The sequence below is a fragment of the Cryobacterium sp. 10C3 genome (genome assembly GCF_034314285.1).
Taxonomy (GTDB): domain Bacteria; phylum Actinomycetota; class Actinomycetes; order Actinomycetales; family Microbacteriaceae; genus Cryobacterium; species Cryobacterium glucosi.
The window spans coordinates 3300190-3319209 of record NZ_JAVIWF010000002.1; the positions used below are offsets into that span (position 1 = coordinate 3300190).

The 19020-nt window shown below is 67.3% G+C and carries 14 protein-coding genes and 2 pseudogenes; 9 read left to right on the forward strand and 7 right to left on the reverse strand.

The genetic code is table 11. From position 1 onward, the window contains the following. The first annotated feature begins 2 nt into the window (after nucleotides 1-2). Nucleotides 3-1028, forward strand: a complete 1026-nt coding sequence (locus RGU41_RS16645; RefSeq protein ID WP_322136879.1) for an aldehyde reductase — start codon at nucleotides 3-5, stop codon at nucleotides 1026-1028. A gap of 23 nt (nucleotides 1029-1051) precedes the next feature. Here the strand turns inward: RGU41_RS16645 and RGU41_RS16650 are convergent, their stop codons facing one another. The 3 genes from RGU41_RS16650 to RGU41_RS21060 are packed head-to-tail and all read right to left on the reverse strand — an operon-like array spanning nucleotide 1052 to nucleotide 4375. Continuing rightward, entirely contained in the window at nucleotides 1052-3571 is a 2520-nt protein-coding gene (locus tag RGU41_RS16650) for a glycoside hydrolase family 65 protein (RefSeq protein ID WP_134448620.1), read from the reverse strand. Continuing rightward, nucleotides 3568-4215 (reverse strand): HAD family hydrolase, encoded by a 648-nt coding sequence (locus RGU41_RS16655; RefSeq protein WP_416173163.1) that lies wholly within the window; start codon nucleotides 4213-4215, stop codon nucleotides 3568-3570. The genes RGU41_RS16650 and RGU41_RS16655 overlap by 4 nt, the downstream gene beginning before the upstream one ends. Further along, complete coding sequence (locus RGU41_RS21060) at nucleotides 4199-4375, reverse strand: hypothetical protein (RefSeq protein ID WP_416173164.1); 177 nt, start codon at nucleotides 4373-4375, stop codon at nucleotides 4199-4201. Before RGU41_RS21060 ends, RGU41_RS16655 begins: the two co-directional genes overlap by 17 nt. Before the next feature lie 256 nt (nucleotides 4376-4631). Between RGU41_RS21060 and fucO the strand changes: the two genes are divergently transcribed. Next, nucleotides 4632-5771 (forward strand): lactaldehyde reductase, encoded by a 1140-nt coding sequence (fucO, locus tag RGU41_RS16660; protein ID WP_322136880.1) that lies wholly within the window; start codon nucleotides 4632-4634, stop codon nucleotides 5769-5771. A 150-nt stretch (nucleotides 5772-5921) separates the two neighbouring features. Here the strand turns inward: fucO and RGU41_RS16665 are convergent, their stop codons facing one another. The 3 genes and pseudogenes from RGU41_RS16665 to RGU41_RS16675 all read right to left on the reverse strand — a co-directional run bounded on the left by RGU41_RS16665 (nucleotide 5922) and on the right by RGU41_RS16675 (nucleotide 9402). Continuing rightward, the gene (locus RGU41_RS16665) at nucleotides 5922-7382 is read right to left on the reverse strand and encodes a rhamnulokinase family protein (RefSeq protein ID WP_322136881.1); all 1461 of its coding nucleotides are present in this window, start codon (nucleotides 7380-7382) and stop codon (nucleotides 5922-5924) included. A gap of 115 nt (nucleotides 7383-7497) precedes the next feature. Further along, a pseudogene (gene rhaI / locus RGU41_RS16670) lies at nucleotides 7498-8663 on the reverse strand (L-rhamnose isomerase). Between the two features lie 97 nt (nucleotides 8664-8760). Then, on the reverse strand, nucleotides 8761-9402 hold the full coding sequence (locus tag RGU41_RS16675) for a class II aldolase/adducin family protein (RefSeq protein ID WP_134446406.1): 642 nt from the start codon (nucleotides 9400-9402) through the stop codon (nucleotides 8761-8763). Between the two features lie 317 nt (nucleotides 9403-9719). On the opposite strand from RGU41_RS16675, the gene RGU41_RS16680 reads away from it, so the two are divergent. Next, nucleotides 9720-11024: an MFS transporter gene (locus RGU41_RS16680; protein WP_198413724.1), complete on the forward strand. Its 1305-nt coding sequence runs from the start codon at nucleotides 9720-9722 to the stop codon at nucleotides 11022-11024. 170 nt (nucleotides 11025-11194) lie between these two features. On the opposite strand, the gene RGU41_RS16685 is transcribed toward RGU41_RS16680, so the two are convergent. Further along, nucleotides 11195-12202 carry a LacI family DNA-binding transcriptional regulator gene (locus tag RGU41_RS16685; protein ID WP_134446404.1) on the reverse strand — a complete coding sequence of 336 codons (1008 nt, stop codon included), beginning with the start codon at nucleotides 12200-12202 and terminating at the stop codon, nucleotides 11195-11197. Nucleotides 12203-12484: 282 nt separating this feature from the next. On the opposite strand from RGU41_RS16685, the pseudogene RGU41_RS16690 reads away from it, so the two are divergent. The 6 genes and pseudogenes from RGU41_RS16690 to rhaI (RGU41_RS16715) all read left to right on the forward strand — a co-directional run bounded on the left by RGU41_RS16690 (nucleotide 12485) and on the right by rhaI (RGU41_RS16715) (nucleotide 18944). Continuing rightward, a pseudogene (locus tag RGU41_RS16690) lies at nucleotides 12485-14007 on the forward strand (sugar ABC transporter ATP-binding protein). Continuing rightward, nucleotides 14004-15050, forward strand: a complete 1047-nt coding sequence (locus tag RGU41_RS16695) for an ABC transporter permease (protein ID WP_370294981.1) — start codon at nucleotides 14004-14006, stop codon at nucleotides 15048-15050. The pseudogene RGU41_RS16690 and the gene RGU41_RS16695 overlap by 4 nt, the downstream one beginning before the upstream one ends. Further along, complete coding sequence (locus tag RGU41_RS16700; RefSeq protein WP_322136882.1) at nucleotides 15047-16144, forward strand: ABC transporter permease; 1098 nt, start codon at nucleotides 15047-15049, stop codon at nucleotides 16142-16144. The genes RGU41_RS16695 and RGU41_RS16700 overlap by 4 nt, the downstream gene beginning before the upstream one ends. A gap of 11 nt (nucleotides 16145-16155) precedes the next feature. Beyond that, nucleotides 16156-17220: a rhamnose ABC transporter substrate-binding protein gene (gene rhaS, locus RGU41_RS16705; RefSeq protein ID WP_134446401.1), complete on the forward strand. Its 1065-nt coding sequence runs from the start codon at nucleotides 16156-16158 to the stop codon at nucleotides 17218-17220. Nucleotides 17221-17388: 168 nt separating this feature from the next. Further along, the gene (locus tag RGU41_RS16710) at nucleotides 17389-17781 is read left to right on the forward strand and encodes an L-rhamnose mutarotase (protein WP_134559349.1); all 393 of its coding nucleotides are present in this window, start codon (nucleotides 17389-17391) and stop codon (nucleotides 17779-17781) included. After that, nucleotides 17778-18944: an L-rhamnose isomerase gene (rhaI, locus tag RGU41_RS16715; RefSeq protein WP_322136883.1), complete on the forward strand. Its 1167-nt coding sequence runs from the start codon at nucleotides 17778-17780 to the stop codon at nucleotides 18942-18944. The genes RGU41_RS16710 and rhaI (RGU41_RS16715) overlap by 4 nt, the downstream gene beginning before the upstream one ends. Nucleotides 18945-19020 lie beyond the last annotated feature (76 nt).

The window sequence follows — 19020 nt, forward strand, 5'->3', positions numbered from 1 at the left end:
TCATGAGTGGTGAGCTGGTTCTGGTGACCGGTGGGTCTGGCTTCGTCGGCGCGCACTGCATCGTGCGGCTCCTCGCCGACGGCTACCGGGTGCGCACGACGGTGCGCTCCCTCACCCGGGAGCCCGAGGTGCGCGCGATGGTCGCCGCGGGCGGGGCGGATGCCGGCAGCGCCCTCTCGTTCACCGTCGCCGACCTGCTCTCCGACGCCGGTTGGGCGGAAGCGGTGAACGGCTGCGCCTTCGTCCTGCACGTCGCCTCACCCTTCCCCGCACGTGAGCCGGCGGACGAGGACGAGCTCATCGTCCCCGCCCGCGACGGCGCACTGCGGGTGCTCCGGGCCGCGCGGGACGCCGGCGTGCGGCGGGTCGTGCTGACCTCTTCGTTCGCCGCCGTCGGGTATGGCGCCCAGCATCCGGACCGCCCGTTCACCGAGGACGACTGGACGGACCCGACCGCCTCAGTGAGCGCATACGTCAGGTCGAAGACCATCGCCGAACGTGCGGCCTGGGACTTCGTCGATCGCGAGGGAGGCACCCTCGAGCTCACGGTGATCAACCCGGTCGGAATCTTCGGACCCGTGCTCGGGACAGACCTCTCCAGTTCCGTCGAACTCCTCCGCGGGCTCCTGACGGGTGCTGTGCCCGCGGTGCCGCGGATCGAGACCAACATCGTCGACGTGCGCGATGTCGCCGACCTGCACGTGCGCGCCATGACGAGCCCGCTCGCGCCCGGCGAACGGTTCCTCGCCGTCGCCGGACCCCCGATGACCTTTCCGGAGATCGCAGCCCTGCTGAGGTCGAACCTCGGCGACGTCGCGAGTCGGGTGCCCCGCCGGGTGATGCCGACCTGGCTCGTCCGTGTCCTCGCCCCGTTCAGCGCCCCGCTCCGGCAGGTCGCCCCGCAACTCGGCACGACGCGGAACGCCTCCCATGACAAGGCCAGGCGGATGCTCGGCTGGGAACCTCTGTCCAACGAGGAGGCCATCCTCGCCACCGCGGAGAGCCTCGTGCGCCTCCGGCTTCTCTGACCGGCGGCGCACGAGAGGCGGGATCAGTCGACCTGGTCCATGAAGTCGGTCAGGTGCGCGATCGTCGGGATCGACGAGGTGATCACGGTGCCGTCGTCGCGACGTCCGCCCTCGATCGCAGCCGGCGACGGAGCCCCGGGAGTGCGGGCGCCCTGGTGCTCGAGCGGGACGATGACGGGCTGGCCGAGACGCACCGTGAAAGCGGGCGCCCCGCGCACGGCGAGCTTCGCCTCGACGCCGGCCTCGACGGTCACCTCGACCTCGTCCTGCCTGAGGTCGATCCGGAGCCGGGTGCCCTTGAGCGTGATCCGGAAGGTGAGCCCCTCCCAGCCTTCCGGCAGTCGCGGGTCGAGGGTGACCCGGCCGTTGTGGTCGCGCATGCCGCCGAATCCGTAGACGAGGGCGCTCCAGACTCCACCGGCGGATGCGACGTGAACGCCGTCCGCCGCGTTGTGGTGCAGGTCTGCGAGGTCGACGAACAGGCCGGAGGTGAAGTACCGGAGCGCGAGCTCGTGGTACCCGACTTCGGCCGCGATGATCGACTGGACCACGTCGGACAGGGTCGAGTCGCCGGTCGTGAGCGGGTCGTAGTAGTCGAAGTCGGCGAGCTTCTCCTCCGGAGTGAACTGGTCCCCCTGCAGGAGCAGCGCGAGGACCACATCCGCTTGCTTGAGGACCTGGAAGCGGTAGATCACGAGCGGGTGGTAGTGCAGCAGCAACGGCCGGTTCTGCGGAGGCGTCTGGGACAGGTCCCAGCGTTCCTTCTCGAGGAACTGCGCGTCCTGCGGGTGGATGGCCAGGCCCTTGTCGAAGGGAATGTGCATCGCCTCGGCGGCGAAGGCCCACTCGGCGATCTCGGTGTCCTGGAGGTTCAGCCGGGCGACCATGGCGTCGTAGGCGTCGCGGTCGATGTACCGCAGCCGGCGGACCGCGGTCACGGCGTTCCGCAGGTTCGAGCGCGCCATGATGTTCGTGTACAGGTTGTCGTTGACGACGGTCGTGTACTCGTCCGGCCCGGTGACACCGTGGATGTGGAACACGTCGTTGCCGTGCCCGTTGCCGCGCCAGAAGCCGAGGTCCGCCCACATCCGGCTCGTCTCGACGAGGATGTCGATGGCCTCGCGGGCGAGGAAGTCCTCGTCGCCGGTTGCGGCGACGTACTGGCTGAGCGCATAGGCGATGTCGGCGTCGATGTGGTACTGGGCCGTGCCCGCCGCGTAATACGCGGAGGACTCGAGCCCGTTGATCGTGCGCCACGGGAACAGGGCGCCGAGCTGGTTGAGCTCCGTCGCGCGGTCCCTGGCCTGGTCCAGCATTCCGTGCCGGAAACGCAGCGCGTTGCGGGCCGCGTTCGGAGAGGTATAGGTCAGGAACGGCAGGACGTAGACCTCCGTGTCCCAGAAATAGTGGCCGCCGTAGCCGGAGCCGGACACGCCCTTCGCGGAGACGCCCTGGCCGTCGGCGCGCATCGAGGCCTGGGCGAGCTGGAACAGGTTCCAGCGCACGGCCTGCTGCAGCACGGGCTGCCCGGGAAGCTGCACGTCGGTGCGCGCCCAGAAGTCGGTGAGCCATTCCTGCTGGCGGGCGATGAACGATTCGATGCCCTCGTCCCGCGCGCGGTCCAGGGTGCGGTCGCACCGGTCGGCGAGTTCGTGAGTGGGCACGCCCGCGGAGGTGTGGTAGCTGAGCGTCTTCGTGATGTGGATCGAATTGCCCTGCTTGGCCTTGATCGTGTACACGTGCTTGGCGAGGTCGTCGCCGATAGCGGAGGACTCGACGAACTCGTTGGCTGTCTCGATCTGGTGGTCGGCGGCGCAGGCGATCGTCATCGCCGAGTTCGTGCAGCGGAAGCCGAGGATGTACCGGCCGCCGGAAGCGCGCTTGAAGCGTGGCTGCAGCACCCGGTCGGTGAAGGACTCCGCCTTGCGCGGGTCCCAGTCTGTCGTCATCGAGCCCTTGGGCCGGTCGTACTCGCTGATGCCGTCCTGGCGGTTCAGGATCTGGCTCGAGATCACGACGGACGCATCCGCGTCGAGCATGGTGACCTCGTAGTCGATGATCGCGAGGTGCCGGTCGGTGAACGACACCATCCGGCGGGACCGGATCAGGACGCGCTTGCCCGATGGCGTGCGCCAGACGAGTGAGCGAGAGAGGATGCCGGTGGTGAAGTCGAGCCGGCGCTCGTAGCTGAGCAACTCGGCGAGGGTCAGCACGAGCGGTTCGTCGTCGACGTAGACGCGGATCATCTTGGCGTCGGGAGCGTTGACGATCGTCTGGCCGACGCGGGCGAAACCGAAGGCCTCTTCCGCGTGCCGGATCGGCCAGGTCTCGTGGAAACCGTTGATGTATGTGCCCTGGACGTGGCCGTCCCTGCCCTCGTCGACGTTGCCGCGCAGGCCGAGGTAGCCGTTGCCGACCGCGAAGAGGGTCTCGGTGCGTCCGATGTCGGCTCCGGTGAACGCCGTCTCGACGAGGGCCCATTCGTCGACCGGGAAGCGATTGCGGTCGAGAGGGTCCTGGATGACCTCTTCGGTCAGGTTCATGCGGTGGCCTCCTGCGTTGCGGTTTCGGGTGACGTGCTGGGCTCGGACGGGCGGGGCACCAGTTCATCGAGGTCTGAGACGACAATATCGGCTCCGGCGTCCAGAAGGGTCTGCGGTCCGACGCCGCGGTCGACGCCGAGGACCAGCCCGAAATCACCGGCGCGGCCGGCCTGCACTCCCGACTCGGCGTCTTCGACCACGACGCACTCTGCTGGAGTGAGACCGAGCAGCTCGGCGCCGAGTTCATAGGTGTCCGGCGCGGGCTTCCCGGCGAGCCGACGCTCGGCGGCGAGGTTGCCGTCGACGACGATACCGAAGCGATCACGGATGCCCGCTGCCCCGAGGGTGAGTTCGCCGTTGCGGGAACTCGTGACGACGGCGACCTGCAGCCCGGCGTTGACCACGTAGTCGAGGAAGTCGAGGGAACCCTGGTACGGAGTCACGCCGTCTTCCGCGAGGGTCTCGTTGAAGGCCGCGTTCTTGCGGTTGCCGAGGCCGCACACGGTGTCCTGCGTCGGGGCATCCGTGGGGTCGCCGTCTGGCAGCGTGATCCCGCGCGAGGCGAGGAGGCTGCGCACGCCGTCGTAGCGGGGCTTGCCGTCGATATACCTGAAGTAGTCGGCATCGCTATAGGAGGGACTCACCCCTGGTCTTCGAGGAAGGGGTGAAGAGCCGGGACCACGCGACCATATGCACGTCGGCGGTGGGAGTCAGCACGCCGTCGAGGTCGAAGAGCACGCCACGCAAACCGAGGATGCGGTCGCGGGCCTGGGCTGGCGAAAGGGGAAATGTCGGAGAAGTCATAGACGGGAGCTCTTCTCGATAGATGCCTGAAAATGGAGGCGCCGGGGAATGGTGGGGGGATGTATTCGCCCGGGTGTCGACATCTCGGCGGCGGTGACGAGGATCGCGAGCGACGCGGGTCCACCGGGTCCGGGGTGGGCCTGCGCCTGAGTACAAAACAAGCCTATGCCCTGTGCCTCCGGCGAGTAGACTTTCTCTAAGTGAAACGATTCAACGTTGAACGCACACAGAGAGAAGTCAGACAATGATCACTCGCATGATCTGGAACCAAACGGCACACTTCGGCGCAGGGGCCATTAGCGTCATCCCCGGTGAAATAGCCTCCCGTGGCTTCACCAAGGCCTTTGTGGTCTCGGACAAGGTGCTCGTCACGACCGGCGTCACCGGCAAGGTCACGTCACTCCTCGACGATGCCGGAATCCCTTATGAGGTTTATTCGGACGTCACCCCGAACCCGCCGATCGAAGCGGTCAAGCGCGGCGTCGCGGCCTTCGCGGCCTCGGGCGCAGACGTATTGATCGGCATCGGCGGCGGCTCGCCGCAGGACACCTGCAAGGCCATCGGCATCATCACGAACAACCCCGAGTTCGCGGACGTGCGCTCGCTCGAGGGCGTCGCGGCCACGAAGCGGGCCTCCGTTCCGATCATCGCCGTTCCGACGACGGCGGGAACCGCATCGGAGACCACGATCAACTACGTGATCACCGACGTCGAACGCTCCCGCAAGTTCGTCTGCGTCGACCCGCACGCGATTCCGATCGTCGCCGTCGTCGATTCCGAGATGATGTCATCCGCGCCACGTTCGCTCAAGGTCGCCACAGGACTGGACGCGCTCACCCACGCGATCGAGGGCTACACGACCAAGGGCGCCTGGGAACTCTCCGACCTCTTCCACCTCAAGGCGATCACGATGATCGCCGAGTCCCTCGCCGCCGCCGCCGACGGCGACCCGGTTGCCGCGGACCGGATGGCCCTCGCCCAGTACATCGCGGGAATGGGCTACTCCAACGTCGGCCTCGGCCTCGTGCACGGGATGGCCCACCCGCTCGGCGCCTTCTACAACGCCCCGCATGGCGTGGCCAACGGCATCCTGCTCGCCCCCGTGATGGCGTTCAACGCCGACGCGACCGGCGACCGCTTCCGCGACATCGCGGTGGCCTTCGCGGTCGCCGGTGCCGCAGACCTGTCGGTCGAGGATGCCCGCACCGCGGCCGTCACTGCCGTCACGGCATTCGCCCGCGACCTCGGCAACCCGACGACACTGCGCGAGATCGGTGCGAAGGAGGAGGACCTCCCGGCACTCGCCCGGGCCGCCTTCGACGACGTCTGCACCGGCGGTAACCCGCGCGACGTGACCGTCGAGCAGATCCTCGCGCTGTACACCTCGATCTACTGATCCCAGAGTCACCTTTCCGGTCGAGAGTGACCCGTATACCGGGCGCTCTCGACCGGAAAGGTAGACCTCGGGTTGGTCGATTGAGAACAGGAGCGGCCGGCGCGTGTGCGCCGGCCGCTCCTTTCTGTTTCCCCTGTTTCCCCGTGCCGGCTATCGGCTGACGAGAGTCCGGACCGGCGTATACCGCTCGGGTACGAAGCTGCGGGCGACGAGGGCGCGCAGCCCTTCGAGCGAACCGGTGACGAGGCCCTGGGCCCGCGCCTGCACGAGCACATTGCCGATCGCGGTCGCCTCGACGGGGCCGGCGAGCACGGGCAGGCCGAGCCGGTCGGCCGTGAGCTGGCAGAGCAGGCGGTTCTGCGAGCCGCCGCCGACGATGTGCACGACCCGTACGTCGGTGCCGGAAAGCGCGGCTGCGGTCTCGACGCCGCGGGCGAAGGCATCCGCGAGGCTCTCGAGGATGCTGCGCACGAGTTCGGCGTTCGAGCGCGGAACGCGCAGGTCGTGCTCGAGGCAGTAGTCGCGGATGCGGCCCGGCATGTCCCCGGGGGCGAGGAAGCGCTGGTCGTCGGCGTCGAACACGGCGACGGGCCCGGTGACCTCGCCGGCCGCACGCAGCAGGTCGGCGAGAACGATCGTCTCGCCGGCGTGCTCCCAGGTGCGGATCGACTCGCTGAGCAGCCAGAGGCCCATCACATTGTGCAGGTAGCGCACGCGGCCGTCGACGCCGCCCTCGTTCGTGAAGTTGGCCGCGCGGCCTGCCGCCCTGAGCACCGGGGCCTCGAGCTCGACGCCGACGAGCCCCCAGGTGCCGCACGAGATGTAGGCGAAGTCGTCGCTGAGGGCAGGCACCGCGACGACGGCGGATGCCGTGTCGTGCGAGCCGATGGCCGTCACGTCGATCGGGGCGCGGGCGCCGATCTCGCCGGCGACGTCAGGGAGCAGGGAACCGATCCGGGTCCCGGCATCGACGAGGCGCGGGAAGATCCGGCGGTCGAAGCCGAGCCGGTCGATGAGCGGTTCGTCCCACTCTCGGCTGCCGACGCCGAGGAGGCCGGTCGTTGATGCGTTGGTGCGTTCGGCGACGGCGACGCCGGTGAGCCAGTAGTTCAGAAGATCGGGCACGAGCAGCACCTGGTCGGCCTGGTCGAGCGAGCCGGCGGTCAGGTCTGCGGTCAGCTGGTAGAGCGTGTTGAACGGCAGGAACTGGAGTCCGTTGGCCGCATAGAGTTCGGCGGGTGTGGCGATCCGGTGGACGAGATCGACAGCGGGCTGGGTGCGCGCATCGCGATAGTGGTACGGGAGTTGCAGCATCCGCCCCTGCCGCAGCAGCGCGTAGTCGACGGCCCAGGAGTCGACGCCGATGCTCACGAGGGCGGGCTCTTCCGCGGCGGCGGTCCCGAGACCGGCGAGCACATTGCGGTAGAGCTCGACGATGTTCCAGTGCAGCGAGGGATGCCCGTCCTCATTCAGGCGAATCGGCCCGTTCGCGAAGCGGGCCACCGGGCGGAGGCGCAGCTCGTTCGGCCCGACGTGGCCGAGCATGACCCGGCCGCTCGTGGCGCCGAGGTCGACGGCCGCGACGACTGCGGCATCCGTGCTGGTGGTCATCTTCGTACTCTCTGCTCGTCAGAACTTAAAGGAGTTGCCGTTTCGGACGACTGCGGCCGGTGTGCCGGCCACAGTCGTCCGAAACGGCAACGGGTGGTGCCGAATGCGGGTGGGGTCAGGCGCCCCAGCCGGCCTGGGTGCCACCGACGCGGTCTGCGCAGATCTTCTCCTGGTAACCGGATGCCTTGAATGCGGCGATCGGGTCGGCCGCGAGTCCGCGGGACTCGCGCCACGCGGCGAGGTCGGTGCGGACGTCGGAGTAGAAGGCGTCCATCATGATGCCGTTGGCGCCGAGGACGTCGCCGGCCTCCTGCGCCGCTGCGAGGGCGACGGTGTCCACGCTGAGGGCGCGGGCGGTCATTTCCTGCACGTTCAGCACGGAGCGGATCTGGCCGGGGATCTTCTCTTCGACGTTGTGGCACTGGTCGAGCATGAATGCGACGGTGGAGTCGGGTCCGTAGCCGCCGCCGCGGATGACTTCGTAGAGGATCCGGAACAGCTGGAACGGGTCTGCCGCTCCGACGATGAGGTCGTCGTCGGCGTAGAAGCGGGAGTTGAAGTCGAAGGAGCCGAGCTTGCCGAGGCGGAGCAGCTGCGCGACGATGAACTCGATGTTCGTGCCGGGCGCGTGGTGGCCGGTGTCCAGGCACACCATCGCCTTGTCGCCGAGGGCGGAGACCTGCGCGTAGCTGGTTCCCCAGTCGGGCACGTCGGTGTGATAGAACGCCGGCTCGAAGAACTTGTACTCCAGGACCAGGCGCTGGTGCTCGCCGATCCGGGCGTAGATCTTGCCGAGGGAGTCGGCGAGGCGGTCCTGCCGGCCGCGGATATCGCCCTGGCCCGGGTAGTTGGTGCCGTCGGCGAGCCAGATCTTCAGGTCTTCCGAGCCGGTCTGGTTCATCACGTCGATGCAGTCGAAGTGGTGATCGATCGCCATCTGGCGCACCTTCGGGTCGATGTGGGTGAGGCTGCCGAACTTGTAGGCGTCGTCCTGGAACGTGTTCGAGTTGACCGTGCCGAGCGTGACGCCGAGGTCTTCGGCGTACTTTCCGAGCGCCGCATAGTCGTCGACCTTGTCCCACGGAATGTGGATCGCGACGCTCGGGGAAAGCGCGGTGAACTTGTTGACCGTTGCGGCATCGGCGATCTTCTCCTGGGGGTGCGCGGCGTGCCGGGGGTCGAGAAGACCTTGAAGCGGGTGCCCGAGTTGCCGAACGCCCACGACGGGAGCTCGATGGCCTGGCTTTCCAGGAGGCGAAGGGTTTCTGCGGATACCGTCATGGGGTCACTTCTCTGTGGGTATGTCTGTGGATACTGCTGAGGTTGAGCGCGGCGGCGGCCCGCTCGGGGCCGCCGCACATCGGGTGCCGAATGCCGCTTAGGGCAGGCGCGCACCCTCGGGGATGACGATCTTCTCGAGCTCGAGGATGTTCGGGGTGCCGAGCTGCAGGGCCCCGTAGAGCACCTGCGCGTTGGCCTCGACCGCGACGGCGACCTTGAATGCGCCGGCGACGTCTTCACCGACCGAGATCATGCCGTGGTTGCCCCAGACGACGGCGTTCGTGTCGTCGCCCATGAGCGCGGCGCTGAGCTCGCCGAAATCCTTGTTGGTGGAGAACTCGAACGGCATGATGCGCACGGCGCCCTTGGCGTAGAGCACCATGTTCAGCAGCACGGGGTCGATGGTCTTGCCGACGGCGCCGAACATGTTCGCGTACGGCGACTCGGTGTGCACGATCGCGTTGATGTCGGGGCGGCGGCGGTAATGGGCGAGGTGGACATCCGTCTCGGTCGACGGGAACAGGTCCCCCTCGATGACGACGCCGTCATAGCCGACGACGACCATCTCGTCGACCGTCAGCACGTCGTAGCGGATGCCGGAGGGCGTAATGACGATCGCGTCATGCTCGGGCAGGCGAATCGAGATGTTGCCCTGGGTGTTGAAGTTGAGTCCGGTACGCACCGACTCCTTGCACCAGTACAGGATTTCTTCGCGGAGTTCGCGACTGGCAAAGCTCATGGGATGTCCTCGTCTTCGTGGTAATTGAATCGTTTCAACTATCTCGACTATAACTCCGGAAACCGCAGCGCGTCAACTCCCCGGTTCTCCCGGATCGTCGCCCCCGGTCACGGCGCACCCGAAATGGTTAGGCAGGCACACGATTGTGACGTAGTCTGCTGGGACACCTCATTGAATCGTTTCATTCAATGAACGGTGCGGCGCCACCGGCGCCACCGCATCGCGTCCTCGAAGCCGAGGCCACGAGCCTCTGCATCAATGACGAGAGCAAAGGAGGACCATTCGTGGTCCGAATTGGAAACAAAAGCACAACCGGAATGAAAGCCACCATCTCGGTGGCGATGTCCAATTACATCGAAGCGGGATCGATCATCGCGATCGCAACCAGCCTGTCGCTCTGGCAGAAGGAGTTCGGGATCGACGACTTCGCGGTCGGATTGCTCGCGGCCCTGAGCGCGAACGCGTTCGGTGCGGCGGCGGGTGCGCTCATCGGCGGCCCGTTGTGCGACAAGTACGGTCGCAAGTTCATTTATACCTACGACCTCATCGTCTATATGATCGGCGTCGCCCTCGCCGTGTTCGCGATGAGCTACGGGATGCTGCTGCTCGCCTTCATCATCACCGGTATCGCCGTCGGGGCCGGTGTTCCGGCCTCGTGGACCTACCTCTCCGAGCAGGCGCCGGCCGGGCAGCGCGCCAAGCACGTCGGTGCCGCCCAGCTCGCCTGGTCCTGCGGCCCGCTGATCGGTTTCCTCCTCGCCGTCGCGGTCGAGCCCCTCGGCCTCCTCGGCAGCCGGCTCATCTTCGCCGAGCTCTTCGTCGTGGCCTTCATCACCTGGTACATGCGGCAGGGACTGCCGGAGACGGCCATCTGGAAGGAATCCAACGCGAAGGCGACATCCACCAACGTCTTCCACGGCGTCAAGGCGCTCTTCAGCAAGAAGGCGAACATCACCGCGATCTTCTTCCTGATCGGCGTGTACTCGTTCTGGAATATAGTCGCAGGACAGGCCGGAATCTTCATGCCGCGGGTCTACGCCGCCGCGGGCGTCGAGAGCGCCACGGAGCAGTACCTGCTCCAGGCGCTCGTCTGGGGTCTCACGGTGGCCACGACCTACTTCGGCTTCATGCGCCTCGCGGACAGGTTCAACCGCCGCATGCTCTACATCGTCGGTTCGCTTCTGGGCATCGCTGCCTGGGCCGTGCTCGTCTTCGCCGAACCGACCATGCCGGCGCTGCTCTCCTTCGCCGTGCTCTGGGGCGTCGCGGCCGGCATCGGCGCCCAGGCCTTCTACGGCCTCTGGGCCAGCGAGCTCTTCGCGACCGAGTACCGGGCGAGCGCGCAGGGCATCCTGTTCTTCGTCGCCCGGATCATGGTCGGCCTGCTCAGCATGGTCTTCCCGATCCTGCTGACCTCGATCGGGCTGTCCTGGCTCGGCCTCATCCTGATCGGCTTCCTCGCCGTCTCGCTCGTGGTCGGAGCCGTCTGGGCGCCGCACACCCAGGGTAAGAGCCTCCAGCAGATCGAAGCCGAACGCTACCCGGAAGACGTCGTCGCCGAGGAGTCAGTCGTCGAAGCATCCGTCGTCGGGGAACCGGTCGCGATGAACATGCACTTCTAGCCGGATCCAGCGCCCCGGTCTTCGCCGCCGCGCCCGTTTGCGCAGGTCGCGCCCGAAAGAGCGGGCGCGACCTGCGCAAACCGGCGCGGTTTCCGTCGTCACGGGGCGCGGGCAGCGGAAACCGGCGCGCGGGCGGGCGCGAAGCGGGTGCGGGCAGGCGGATGTCTCGCCTAGCCGGCGGTCGACTCGCGGATGATGAGCTCGGGCTGGAACTGGATCTGCTCGTGCTCGAAGTCCTCGCCGCCCTCCGCCTCGCGCATCAGCAGGTCGACGGCCGTGTACCCGATCAGGGCGCTCGGCTGGCGGATCGACGAAAGCGGTACAACGGCAGCGGACGCGAAGGCGATGTCGTCGTATCCGATCAGGGCGATGTCGCGGGGGACGCGTACGTCGCCGAGCATATTCAGTGCCTGGAGCACGCCCATCGCGAGCAGGTCGTTGGCCGCGAAGACGGCGTCCGGGCGTTCTCCCGCCGGGCGGGCGAGGAGCTGTTCACCGACGGACCGCCCCTGCAGCACCGAGAGCGAGTCCGTGTCGATCGTCTCGAGGACGACCCCCGGGTGCTCGGCGACGGCCTTGCGGGCGCCCTCGAGCCGGTCGACGACCTGGCGGATGCTGTGGGGCCCGCCGACGAAGGCGATCCGGGTCCGTCCGATGGCGGCGAGGTGGCTCACGGCGAGGTATCCGCCGGCCACGTCATCGACGGCGACGGACGAGAAGCTCCGGTCGGCGATCTCGCGGTCCACGAGCACGGTCGGTGTGCCGCGGGCGCGGAGCCGCGAGAGGCGGTCGCCGACGTCCCCGAGGGGTGAGATGAGCACGCCGTGCACCCTCTGTTCCTCGAAGAGGTCGAGATAGGCGCTCTGGCGCCCCGGGTTCTCGTCGCTGTTGCCCAGGAGCACCGTGAGGCCGTCCTCGGCTGCGCGGTCTTCGGCGCCGCGCGCGACATCCGTGAAAAAGGGGTTGGCGACGTCGAGGACGACGAGGCCGATGCTCCGGCTGCGACCGGCACGCAATTGGCGGGCTGCGTCGTTGCGCACGAAACCGAGCTGGCTGATCGCCGCCTGGACGCGTTCGACGGTGCTCGGGGAAACCTTGTCCGGGCGATTGAGCACATTCGACACCGTGCCGACGGACACGCCGGCAGTCGCGGCCACCTCACGCACGCTTACGGACATCGGGTCTTCTCCAGATCGGGCCGCACGGGGCCACGATGAATCGTGTCAGATCGGGGCGCGGATATCCAGCCACCGGCATCCGCGCGGTGTTTTTCGCGGCGGGTCGGGGTTTGTTCGGCCCGCTGCCACCATGCTCCGAGAATAGCTCGTCGTTACGCAGTTGTTACTTGACAGCTGCGGTGGCATCGAAATAGATTTCCCTGTGTTCGCAGAATTAAAACGATTCAACGCCCGCTCGCGCGTTTCCCCAGCGTTCCTCAATGTGGAGGTCAGGACCTATCAATGTCGATCAGCCCCAGTAATTCCGGCCCGCCGGCCCTCGAACTGCGTGGAGTGGCCAAGGCCTTCGGATCGGTCGTCGCGCTGACGTCCGCCGACCTCACCGTGCACATGAACTCCATCCACGCCCTCGTGGGCGAGAACGGCGCGGGCAAGTCGACCCTCGTCAAGATCGTCGCCGGACTCTACCAGCGCGACGCGGGGACTTCCTGCTCCGCGGCGAAAGCGTCGACTTCCGCTCGACGGCCGAGGCCAAGGCGGCCGGCATCGCGGTCATCTATCAGGAGCCCACCCTCTTCCCCGACCTCTCGGTCACGGAGAACATCTTCATGGGTCGCCAGCCGACCCAGCGCTTCGGCCGGATCGACCGCAAGGCCATGCGCGCTGAGGCCGAGGAACTCTTCACCCGCCTCGCGGTGCGCATCGACCCCGACCGCCCGGCCGAGGGGCTGTCGATCGCCGACCAGCAGATCATCGAGATCGCCAAGGCCATTTCGGTGGACGCCCGGGTGCTGATCATGGACGAACCCACCGCAGCCCTCAGCGGCGTCGAGGTCGACCGGCTCTTCGCCGTCGCCCGCAGCCTGCGTGACGAGGGCCGCGCCCTGGTCTTCATTTCGCACCGCTTCGACGAAGTCTTCGCCCTCTGCGACACCATCACGGTCATGCGCGACGGGCAATACATCTCGACCGATGCGATCCAGTCCACGAGCGTCGACGAGATCGTGCGCAGGATGGTCGGCCGCGAGGTCACCGACCTGTTCCCGAAGGAGGTCGCCCCTGTCGGCGACGTGCTGCTCGAAGTCGAGGGGCTGACCTCCGCCGGTGTCTTCCACGATGTGTCCTTCACGGTGCGGTCCGGCGAGATCGTCGGGCTCTCGGGCCTCGTCGGCGCCGGTCGCAGCGAGATCGTCCGTGCCGTTTTCGGCGTCGACCGCTACGACTCCGGAGCCGTGCGGATGCACGGGAAGTCCGTTCCGAAGCTCAACCCGACCGCGGCCATGGCTGCCGGAATGGCCCTCGTGCCCGAGGACCGCCGGAAGCAGGGCCTCGTGCTCGAGTCATCCGTCGCCCGCAACCTGACACTCTCGACCCGTACCCGGCTCAGTCGCTTCGGGTTCATCGACTCGAGCCTCGAGAACCGGGCCGCCAAGGACTGGGCCGGCCGCCTCGAGGTCAAGACGAACGCCCTCGACACCGAGGTCGGCACGCTCTCCGGCGGAAACCAGCAGAAGGTCGTGCTCGGTAAGTGGCTGTCGACGAACCCCGAGGTGCTCATCATCGACGAACCCACCCGCGGGATCGACGTCGGAACCAAGGCCGAGGTGCATCGCCTGCTCTCGCAGCTCGCGGGTGAGGGCCTCGGGATCGTGATGATCTCCTCGGAACTGCCGGAAATCCTGGGTATGGCCGACCGCGTGCTCGTCGTCCGCGAAGGCCGCATCACCGCGGAGATCTCCCGGGCGGATGCCACGGCCGAGTCCATCATGTTCGCTGCCACCCACTCAACGGAGTCCATCCAGTGACCACGACAACCAGCACCCAGACGCCCACCGGAGCGGGCGGCGGAGCGTTCCAGCGCGGTCTGCGCACCTTCCTGCGTTCCCGCGAGACCGGCATCCTCGCCGCCCTCGTGATCGTTGTGCTCATCACCACGATCAAGAACCCGAGTTTCCTCTTCAGCCAGGACGGATTCCGGGACCTGCTCCTCACCCCGTCGATCCTCGTGCTCGTGGCCGTCGGCCAGGCGATCGTGATCATCACCCGATCGGTCGACCTCTCGGTCGGCTCTGTCGTCGGACTGACGGCCTACCTGACCGGGCGCCTTTTCATCGACGTGCCCGGCATCCCGATCATCGTCGTCTTCGCCGCAGGCATGGCACTCGGTGCTGCGCTCGGCCTGCTCAACGGCGCGCTCGTCGCGTTCGGCAAGGTGCCGGCCCTCGTGATCACGCTCGGAACCCTGTATGCCTACCGGGGCATCAACGTGCTCTGGGCCGGCAGCAACCGGGTGAACGCGTCCGACCTGCCCAAGGACTTCCTCGCCCTCGGCACGAGTGCGCTGCTCTTCGTGCCGTACCTCACGATCATCGCGCTGATCGTGGTGCTCGTCGCAGGCTGGTACCTGCGCAACCAGCGAGGCGGTCGGGAGCTCTACGCGATCGGTTCGGATCCCGATGCCGCGCAGCTTTACGGACTCGGCGTCACCCGTCGCATCCTCGTCGCCTTCCTGCTCTGCGGCGCCCTCGCCGGGCTCGCCGGCGTGCTCTTCGCTGCCCGTTACGGAACGACCAACTCGCAGACGGGCACCGGGCTCGAGCTGCAGGCCGTCGGCGCTGCCGTGATCGGCGGCGTCGCGATCTTCGGCGGCAGCGGCACCGTCTACGGCGCGGCCATCGGTGCGGTCCTGCTGCTCACCATCAACCGTGCCCTGCCCATCCTGGGCATCCCCGACTTCTGGCAGCAGGCGGTCGTGGGCACCCTCATCATCGGCGCTATCGTGCTCGACCGGGTCCTCTCGCTCCGACTCTCCCGCCAACTCATTTCAGAACGGGAGGTCTCCGCATGACCATCTCCGCCCCGGCCGACAGCCGGACCGGCACGCGCGTCTACGCCGAGTACGGTCGACCCTTCTGGATGCGCCTGCTCCTCACCCGCGAGATGGCGGTCATCGTCGCCCTCATCCTCGTGATCGTGATCGCCTCGCTCGAGGTGCGACGCTTCGGCACCACCACGACGCTCGGCTTCCTGCTCCTCGACGTCGCGCCGATCCTGATGATCGCCCTGCCGATGACCCTCGTGATCATGATGGGCGAGATCGACCTCTCCGTCGCAAGCACGCTCGGCCTGAGCAGTGTCCTGCTCGGTATCCTGACCCAGGCCGGCTGGCCGGTCCCGGTCGCCATCGTCGCCTGCCTGGTGATGGGCCTCGTCGCGGGCCTGATCAATGGGCTCCTGGTCACCGTGGTCGGCCTGCCCTCGCTCGCGGTCACCATCGGCACGCTCGCCCTCTATCGCGGCATCGCCGTCGGCCTGCTCGGGACGACCGCCGTCACGAGCTTCCCGGCGTTCTGGACCGGCCTCGCCCAGTCGAAGTTCGGCAGCACCGGCATCCCCGTCGCCATGGTGCTGGTCGTCGCGTTGATCGTGGTCTTCGTCGCTCTCCTGCACTTCACCCCCTTCGGCCGCGGAATCGTGGCGATCGGCTTCAGCACGGAGACCGCGCACTTCTCCGGAGTGCACGTCAACCGGACCAAGGTCGTCGCCTTCATGCTCACGGGGCTGATCGCCGCGCTCGCCGGAATCTACTGGACCTTCCGCTACGGCAGCGCTCGCGGTGACAATGCGATGGGACTCGAGCTGTCGGTCATCGCCGCGGTCCTCCTGGGTGGAGTGTCCATTTTCGGCGGCAAGGGCGCCATCCACGGCGTCATCGCCGGCGTGCTCCTGATCGGCGTGCTGCAGAGCGCGCTCCGCCTCGCCAATGTCAGCTCGGACGTCATCAACATCATCACCGGCGCCCTGCTGATCCTGTCCGTGCTCTCCCCCGATTTCTGTCGTGGTTCCGCAGCCTGCGTTTCCGTCGTGCCACGCCAGAGAAACAGAAGCAGTAACCGCTCCGTTCCCTCGCCCGACCACCAACATCCGCTTCACCCCACCTGAAAGGCACAACGATGTCTCCTTCCACCACCACCCGGCGCCACGGCGCCCGCGCTGTCGCGCTCGTCGCCGGCGTCGCAGCCATCGCCCTCCTCGCCACCGGATGCTCCAGTTCGGCCTCGACCGACACCTCCACCGGTGCAGCTGCGTCCGGCTCCGGCGACAAGAACTACGCGATCACGTTCCTGCCGAAGAACCTCGGCAATGCATACTTCGACACCTCCGACAAGGGCGGATCCAAGGCGATCACCGAATTCGGCGGAACCTACGCCGAGGTCGGCCCGGCGACCGCCGCGGCCGATGCCCAGGTCAGCTTCATCAACACGCTCACCCAGCAGGGAGTCGGCGCGATCATCATCTCCGCCGACGACCCCACGGCGATCGGCAGCGCCCTCAACGAGGCCCGAGCGGCCGGCACCAAGGTCGTCACCTTCGACTCGGACACCGACCCGCAGTACCGCGACCTGTACATCAACCAGGCCACGGCCGACGGCATCGCCAAGATCGAGGTCGACCTGATCACCAAGCAGATCGGCGACACCGGCGAGGTCGCCATCCTCTCCGCCTCGGCCAACGCGACCAACCAGAACGCCTGGATCGAGACGATGAAGAAGGAACTCGCCGCGAACCACCCGAACGTCACGCTCGTCGACACCGTCTACGGCAACGACGATGACCAGACCTCCTTCGACAAGACGGCGGCCCTGCTCCAGTCGCACCCGAACCTGAAGGGCATCATCTCGCCCACAACGGTCGGCATCGCAGCGGCGGCCCGCTACCTGCAGACCTCGCAGTACAAGGGCAAGGTCGCGCTCACCGGTCTCGGCACGCCGAACCAGATGCGTGACTACGTCAACGACGGCACGGTCACGGCATTCGCGCTCTGGAACCCGGCCGACCTCGGCTACCTCGCCGCCTACGGCGCCAAGGCCCTGATCGACGGCACCATCACCGGCAAGGAAGGCGACAAGTTCACCGCAGGCGCCCTCGGCGAATTCACCGTCGGCAAGGATGCCACCGTGCTCCTCGGCGAGCCGTTCACATTCACCAAGGAGAACATCGCGGACTTCAACTTCTAGGTCGTTCCACGCGCACAACCCCGTATCACCCGCAGTATCGCAGTGCCCGCGCGAGTCGGCTGCGGGGCGGATGCCGGTTGCATCCGTCCCGCGGCCTTGCGGGAATGCGCTCCGCACGGCAAACTTGAATCGATTCATTTTCGGAATCCGAACCAGCAAGGAACCTCAATGTCGAGCAGCGATACCCAGCACCGCGTGTGCTTCCAGCTCCAGGTCAAGCCGGAGCTGATCCCCGAATACCGTCGTCGCCACGCCGCAGTCTGGCCCGACATGCTGCTGGCCCTCAAGAGCACGGGCTGGAACAACTACTCCATTTTCCTGCGCGACGACGGGCTGCTGATCGGCTACTTCGAGACCGCGAGCCTCGCCGCCGCCCAGGCGGGCATGGCCGCAACCGAGGTCAACGCCCGCTGGCAGGCCGAGATGGGCGACTTCTTCGTCGCCCTCGACGGTGCCCCAGACACCGGTTTCCTCCAACTGACCGAGATCTTCAATCTGGAAGACCAACTCGACTCCCTCGCCGCCGCATCCGCTGCCCCGACCGAAAGAAGCACAACGTGAGCATCAGCCCCGACACCCTGGCCCAGCTCGAGGGGCAGGTCATCGAACTGCCGTCCTGGGCGTTCGGCAACTCCGGCACCCGGTTCAAGGTGTTCGGCACGCCCGGAACTCCGCGCACCATCCAGGAGAAGATCTCCGACGCCGCGCAGGTGCACCAGGTCACCGGCCTTTCGCCGAAGGTGGCCCTGCACATCCCGTGGGACAAGGTCGACGACTACACCGGTCTGCGCGAGTTCGCCGCGGAGAAGGGCCTCACGCTCGGCACGGTCAACTCGAACACGTTCCAGGACGACGCCTACAAGTTCGGCAGCCTGACCCACATCGACCCGAAGGTGCGCCAGATGGCGATCGATCACCACTTCGACTGCATCGACGTGATGAACCAGACCGGCTCGGAAGACCTGAAGATCTGGCTCGCCGACGGCACCAACTACCCGGGCCAGGGCGATATCCGCGGCCGGCAGGACCGCCTCGCCGACTCCCTCGGCAAGATCTACGCCCGGATCGGCGAGCACCAGCGCCTGGTCCTGGAGTACAAGTTCTTCGAGCCGGCGTTCTATCACACCGACGTGCCCGACTGGGGAACCAGCTACGCGCAGGTCTCCGCCCTCGGCGACAAGGCGATGGTGTGCCTGGACACCGGCCACCACGCGCCCGGCACGAACATCGAGTTCATCGTCGCGCAGCTGCTCCGCCTCGGCAAGCTCGGCTCCTTCGACTTCAACTCCCGCTTCTACGCCGACGACGACCTCATCGTCGGAGCGGCAGACCCGTTCCAGCTGTTCCGGATCCTCTACGAAGTCATCCGCGGCGGCGGCTACGGACCCGACTCCACCGTCGCATTCATGCTCGACCAGTGCCACAACGTCGAAGAGAAGATCCCCGGCCAGATCCGCTCCGTGCTGAACGTGCAGGAAATGACCGCCCGCGCCCTCAGCGTGGACACCGTCGCCCTCGCAGCGGCGCAGGAGGCCGGCGACGTCCTCGGCGCCAACGGCATCATGATGGACGCCTTCTACTCCGACGTCCGCACCGACCTCGCCGCGTGGCGCGAGTCCCGCGGACTCGCGGCCGACCCGATCGCCGCATTCAAGGCATCCGGTTACCAGGAGAAGATCTGCGCAGACCGCGTCGGTGGCACCCAGGCCGGCTGGGGCGCCTAGACCACCCTCCCCGCCGCAACAGTCAGGGCCCGACACCCCGCACCGCCCGTGCTTGCCCCCGCTCGTCCTTTGCCCT

Coding starts and splice junctions, on each gene's coding strand:
- RGU41_RS16645 (WP_322136879.1), top strand. CDS start 3: ATGAGTGGTGAGCTGGTTCTGGTGACCGGTGGGTCTGGCTTCGTCGGC.
- RGU41_RS16650 (WP_134448620.1), bottom strand. CDS start 3,571: ATGAACCTGACCGAAGAGGTCATCCAGGACCCTCTCGACCGCAATCGC.
- RGU41_RS21060 (WP_416173164.1), bottom strand. CDS start 4,375: ATGACTTCTCCGACATTTCCCCTTTCGCCAGCCCAGGCCCGCGACCGC.
- fucO (WP_322136880.1), top strand. CDS start 4,632: ATGATCTGGAACCAAACGGCACACTTCGGCGCAGGGGCCATTAGCGTC.
- RGU41_RS16665 (WP_322136881.1), bottom strand. CDS start 7,382: ATGACCACCAGCACGGATGCCGCAGTCGTCGCGGCCGTCGACCTCGGC.
- RGU41_RS16675 (WP_134446406.1), bottom strand. CDS start 9,402: ATGAGCTTTGCCAGTCGCGAACTCCGCGAAGAAATCCTGTACTGGTGC.
- RGU41_RS16680 (WP_198413724.1), top strand. CDS start 9,720: ATGAAAGCCACCATCTCGGTGGCGATGTCCAATTACATCGAAGCGGGA.
- RGU41_RS16685 (WP_134446404.1), bottom strand. CDS start 12,202: ATGTCCGTAAGCGTGCGTGAGGTGGCCGCGACTGCCGGCGTGTCCGTC.
- RGU41_RS16700 (WP_322136882.1), top strand. CDS start 15,047: ATGACCATCTCCGCCCCGGCCGACAGCCGGACCGGCACGCGCGTCTAC.
- rhaS (WP_134446401.1), top strand. CDS start 16,156: ATGTCTCCTTCCACCACCACCCGGCGCCACGGCGCCCGCGCTGTCGCG.
- RGU41_RS16710 (WP_134559349.1), top strand. CDS start 17,389: ATGTCGAGCAGCGATACCCAGCACCGCGTGTGCTTCCAGCTCCAGGTC.